Here is a 5,483-nt window from a genome sequence, read left to right as displayed (position 1 = left end):
CCGGTGGCGGCGATCGGGCGGGCGGGCACGCCCGCGACGACGAGGTCGGGCAGGACGTCGTCGACGACGACGGCGCCGGCGCCGACGACGGCGCCGGGACCCACGCGGCGCATCCGCACGATGGTCGCCTGGCTGCCGATCCACGCGCGGGCGCCGATCTCGACCTCGCCGGAGACGCGGGCGCCGGGGGCGAGCGTCGCGTAGTCACGCAGCCGGCAGTCGTGCGCGACGCTCGCCCCGACGTCGAGCAGCACGTGCCGACCGGTCGCGACGTTCGTCGTGATGCTGGCGAGCGCGCAGACCACCGTGCCGGGGCCGAGCTTCACGTCGCCGCCGATGGTGGCCCGCGGATGTACGAGCGTCGCGGGCCGACGGCCCAGCGCGCTTGCATAGCGGTCGATCCGGGCGCGGGCGCCCGGGGAGGCCACACCGATGAGGTAGTCGACGTCGAGGCCCGCCAGCAGATCCAGCCCGCCGAGCAGGCACACGCCGCGCCGGGCGAGCAGGTCCTCGTCGGTCCGACGTCGCCGCCGCCCGTCTCCTCGGCCGGTGAGCGCGAGCGGTTCGTCGGGTGTCAGCCGCTCGTCGGGTGCCGGCCGCTCGTCGAGCGACGGCCGCTCGTCGGGCGAGGCCCGGGCGCCGTCGAGGAGACGGCCGCGCGGCTCCTCGGCCAGGAAACCCACGAGCTGGTAGGTGGCCTGGTCGGATGTGGCGGCGTTGACGGCTTCGACCACGTCGAGGAGCTCGCGGCCGTAACCGCCGGTTCCCACGATGACTAGTTGCCGACGGTGGCGGCTTGTTGGCACGAGGTGACCGTAGAACGCCTCGCTAGCGAGTTCAACGAGGCGCCGCGGCAGCGCCGACCCCGGCCGCGCCGCAGCGATCGTCACTACTCGTGCCGTGTCGACTCTCATCGGTGATCGCAGATCGGAAGAGAGGCAAGCATACTACGGATGGCACCTGTCCGACTCCGAAGGGTGATGAAGCGATGAAGGTCGTGGTGACCGGCGGAGCCGGGTTTCTTGGATCCCATCTGACCAGGGCGCTGCTGTCGGCCGGCTGCGAGGTGATCGTCGTCGACGACCTGAGCACCGGAGCCGTGTCCAACCTCTCCGGGCTGCCGGTGAAGCTCATCGTCGGCAGCGTCACGGACCGGGCCATCCTCGAGGAGGCGGCCGCCGGCGCGGACAGCATCGTCCACCTGGCCGCCAGGCCGTCCGTCGAACGCTCGCTGCTCGACCCGCTGGCCAGCCACGACGTGAACGTCACCGGCACGCTCACCGTGCTCGACGTCGCCCAGCGGGCCGAGGCGCACGTCATCGTCACCTCGTCGGGGTCGGTCTACGGCGACGCCGGGCCGATGCCCTGCCGGGAGGACGGTCCCGTCGCCCCGCGCAGCCCGTACGCCGCGAGCAAGCTCGCCGCGGAGGCCTACGCGCTCGGTTACCAGGCGAGCTTCGGGCTGCCGGTGCTGGTGGCGCGGCTGTTCACCGTCTTCGGCCCGTTCCAGGCGGTCGGGCACGCCTACTCCGCGGTCATCCCGTCGTTCATCGACGCGGCGCTGTCCGGCCGTCCGCTGACGGTGTTCGGCGACGGGCGCCAGACCCGCGACGTCGGCTACGTCGAGCCGATCGCGGCGATGCTCGCCGACGCGACCACCCGCCGGCTCGCCCACCCGCGGCCGGTGAACCTCGCGTTCGGCAACCGGGTGGACCTGCTCACGATGGTCGCCCGGCTGGAGGAGATCGTCGGCCGCAAGCTGCCGGTCGCCTTCGGGCCGGGCCGGGCCGGCGACGTCCGCGACCTGCAGGCCGACATCGCGACCGTCCGGACGCTGTTCCCACACGCGACCAGCGTCGATCTCGCGACCGCGCTCGACGCCACCGTCGCCTGGTACGCCGCCCGCGGCGGTCATCGCGTCGCCCCGCAGGCCCCCCCGCCCGTCCGCGGCAGGGCCTGACCTCGCCCGCCCCCGCGGCCCCCGCCGCCCCCGGCGGCACGGGCCCCGCCCGCAGCCGTGGGGTTAGCGGCGGGGGGTGGTGGAGTCGGGACCGGTGGGCTGGCGGGGGATGAAGGTGAGGCCGGCGGTGACGGCGGCGAGGTCGCTGTCGCGGCCGAGCTCCCGCAGCGCGTGCCGGACCTTCTCGTCGTCGGCCCACGGGTCCAGCTCGACGACGAGACTCGGGTCCAGCGGCGGCACCGGGACCTCGGAGATCAGCGGGTGGCGGGGCCGGTCGTCGGTCTCGGTGATACCGAACAGCGCCTCGTGCATCTTCTCGCCGACACCGAGCCCCGTGTAGACGATGTCGATCTTCTGCCCGCCCGGCTTGGCCTCGGCGCGCGCGACGAGCCGGTGTGCCACGTCGTCGATCCGCACGGGTTCGCCCATGTCGAGCACCAGCGCGTCACCGCTGGAACCGAGCGCGCCCGCCTGCAGGACCAGCTCCACGGCCTCCTGCACGGTCATGAAGTACCTGGTCACGTCGGGGTCGGTGACGGTGAGCGGACCGCCCGCGGCCAGCTGGCTGGCGAAGATGGTGAGCACCGAGCCGTTGCTGCCCAGGACGTTGCCGAACCGCACGCTCACGTAGGGAACACCGTGCTCCGCGGCGACGTGCGAGGTGAGCCGTTCGGTGATCCGCTTCGAGTAGCCGAGCACGCTGCTCGGGTCGGCCGCCTTGTCGGTGGAGATGTTGACGAGCCGCCGCACCCCGCTGGCGACCGCCGCCTCCAGGATCGACAGCGTGCCCCAGACGTTGGTCTTCACCGACTCGCCGGGGTAGCGCTCCAGCAGCGGCAGGTGCTTGAGCGCGGCCGCGTGGAAGACGACCTCCGGGCGCCGCTCGGTGAACAGCGCGGTGATCATGTCGACGTCGCGGATGTCGCCGAGCACGACGCTGTCGTCGTCCAGGCGGGTGTGGCCGTAGATCGAGAGCTGGACGGCGCGTAGCGCCGACTCGTCGCGGTCCAGCATGATCAGCTCTGCCGGCCGGTAGGTGTGCAGCTGGCGGCACAGCTCGGAGCCGATCGACCCGCCGGCGCCGGTGACCAGCACCCGTCGGCCGGTCAGGTAGCTGGCGGCGACGGCGATGTCGGTGTGGACCTGGCGGCGGCCGAGCAGGTCGGCGATGTCGATCTCACGGATGTCGCTGACGTCGACGTTGCCGCCCAGCAGGTCGGCGACCCGGGGGAGCACCTTGACCGCGAGCCCCGCTGCCTCCGCGAGCCCGGTGACCTCCCGCAGCAGCGTGGCCTCGGCGCTGGGGATCGCCACGAGCAGCGTCCGGGCGCCGGTCGCCCTCGCTACGGTCTCGATCTGGTCTCGGCCGCCACGGACCCGCACTCCATACAGCTGCAGGTTCCAGCAGCGCGGGTCGTCGTCGAGCAGCGCCACCGGGTAGTACGGGCTGTCGGGGGTGCGCAACATCGCGGCCAGCACCTGCTCGGCGCCCTCGCCCGCGCCGAAGACGATCAGCGCCTGGGTGCCCTCGGGAGTGGGGCGCAGCAGCCGCTCCTCGGTGAGCCGGTAGAGGTAGCGCACCCCGAACATGATCGAGAGGGTGACCGTGCCGCCGAGCGGTGGCACCGACAGTGGCAGCGGCCTGGGCTGGCCGAACGCCGCCACCGCGATCTCCAGCCCGATGACCGTCAGGGTCACGGAGGTGAGGATGCTCAGCACTTCCTCGAAGCCGCCGAACCGATAGCGGCCGAGATAGAGGTGCAGCGCGGTGCCGAGGAAGTGCAGCAGGCAGACGGCCAGCAGCACGATCACCCAGAAGCCGGGGTCGCGCAGCGTGCTGACGTCGAAGTTGGACCGCCCCGTCTGCGCGGCGGCGAGTCCCGCGACCAGCGCGAGGCTGTCGAAGGTGATCTGGAGACCGACCCGCTGGCGTAGCTCGAGGCGCGCCACGAGGCGCGACACGCGGCGCCCGATGGCCGCCGTCCACAGTCGGCCACGCGCGCCTTCTACTCTACGTCTCCACATGACGCCATAGAGTAAGCGCATCCGAAGGTCGATTCGGTGCTACGGATCGGCGGGCACGCGCGGGCGTGGCGAGTCGTACGGCCGTCCCGCCCGGCGGCGCGACGAGGCGGTACGCCGCGACCGGCGCGTCCTCCGTGTCCGGTCCTGGTCTGACCCGGCGGAACAACTAGACGGGGCGGAAAGTGAGCGGACGCGTGGAACTACCGGACCTGGAACCGCGGAACTCCACGTTCCGCGCCTCGCGGCCACGGGACCTGGAAACACGGGACCTGGAAACACGGGACCTGGAGACACGGGCCACGGAGCCACGAGGCCTGGAGCCGAGAGCCGCGGAACCGCGGACCCTGGAGCCGCGGACTCTGGATCGGCTGACTCTGGATCGACCGAGTCTGGATCCGCGGGCTCTGGGCCCGCGGGCTCCCGGCCCGTGGCTCCCGCGGCTGCTGGAGTGGGCGTGCGCTGGGCGGCGCGTCTGGTTCCTCGTCCTCGCCTGCGCGGCGCTGGGCGGGCTGCTCGCCGCGGCGGCCGTCTGGCGGCCGGTCCGGGTCGTCGCGCTCGGCGTCCTGCTCGGCCTGGTCGTCGGCGGCGCGGTGGCGCTGGCACGCCTCCTGCGCGGTCTGCCGGGCGAGCGCGCGCGCGTCGGTGAGCACGACGCCGTCCGGATCACCGGCGCGCCGCTGCTGGGGTCGGTCGCCCAGGAGCCCGACGCGGTCCGGCGCCCGCTGGTCGTGTACGGAAGCCCGCGTTCGCCGCGCGCCGATGCGTTCCGCCGGCTGCGCGCCTCCCTGCCTTTCCTGCACGTGGACGGCCCGCCGCGCGCGGTCGTCGTCACCAGCGCCGTCGGGTCCGAGGGCCGGTCCACCACCTGCTGCAACCTGGCGATCACGGCGGCCTACGGCGGGGCGCGGGTCTGCCTGGTCGAGGCCGACCTGCGCCAGCCGTCGTTCGCCGGCTACCTCGGCGTCGAGCCGTCGCCCGGGCTCACCTCCGTGCTCATCGGCGCCGCCGAGCTGGACGTCGCGACCCGGCCGTGGGGCGCCGGCCGGGTCGGCGACGGGTGGCTCGACGTCCTGCCGAGTGGACCGGTCCCGCCGAACCCGAGCGAGCTGCTGGCCTCGCGTGGCATGGCGGACCTGCTGGAAAGGCTGACCAGTCGCTACGACCTCGTGGTCGTCGACACGCCGCCGCTGCTGGCGGAGGCCGGTACGGCGGTTCTCGCCAGCCGGGCCGGTGGCGCGCTGCTGCTCGCCCGGGCCGGGCACACCCGGTGCGGCCAGCTGCGCGACGCGACGGCGACGGTGGGGGCGGCCGGCGGCCGGGTGCTCGGCACCGTGCTGACCATGGTCCCGGTCGGCGGGCTGGCCGGCCGACCGGCTGGCGAGGGAGCATTCTGGCGCCTCGGTTTCGCGCGCCTGGCCGCGGCTGGCCGCCGCTGGTGGCCGCGCCTCGCGTCGCCCGCGCGTTCGGAGCGCCCGGTCGCCGGCTCCTTCGACCGGGG

General features: G+C 73.8%; 4 protein-coding genes. 2 read left to right on the top strand and 2 right to left on the bottom strand.

Annotated elements, in window-relative coordinates:
• Positions 1 to 806: LbetaH domain-containing protein (locus FRCN3DRAFT_RS52185; RefSeq protein WP_232794239.1), on the bottom strand; the 806-nt coding region annotated here is incomplete at its 3' end.
• Positions 807 to 988: 182 nt separating this feature from the next.
• Between FRCN3DRAFT_RS52185 and FRCN3DRAFT_RS0234205 the strand changes: the two genes are divergently transcribed.
• On the top strand, positions 989 to 1,960 hold the full coding sequence (locus FRCN3DRAFT_RS0234205; RefSeq protein WP_007520425.1) for an NAD-dependent epimerase/dehydratase family protein: 972 nt from the start codon (positions 989 to 991) through the stop codon (positions 1,958 to 1,960).
• Between the two features lie 63 nt (positions 1,961 to 2,023).
• On the opposite strand, the gene FRCN3DRAFT_RS0234200 is transcribed toward FRCN3DRAFT_RS0234205, so the two are convergent.
• A complete protein-coding gene (locus FRCN3DRAFT_RS0234200; RefSeq protein ID WP_425343328.1) occupies positions 2,024 to 3,922 on the bottom strand; it encodes a polysaccharide biosynthesis protein in 1,899 nt (632 codons plus the stop codon).
• Between the two features lie 257 nt (positions 3,923 to 4,179).
• Here FRCN3DRAFT_RS0234200 and FRCN3DRAFT_RS50150 point away from each other — a divergent pair.
• On the top strand, positions 4,180 to 5,483 hold a 1,304-nt coding region (locus FRCN3DRAFT_RS50150), incomplete at its 3' end, for a CpsD/CapB family tyrosine-protein kinase (RefSeq protein WP_157845293.1).

Origin of the sequence: Pseudofrankia saprophytica, assembly GCF_000235425.2 — a bacterium.
Classification (GTDB): domain Bacteria; phylum Actinomycetota; class Actinomycetes; order Frankiales; family Frankiaceae; genus Pseudofrankia; species Pseudofrankia saprophytica.
Note: the sequence above shows the minus strand (reverse complement) of the source record. Positions and strands in the feature narration are given on the sequence as shown.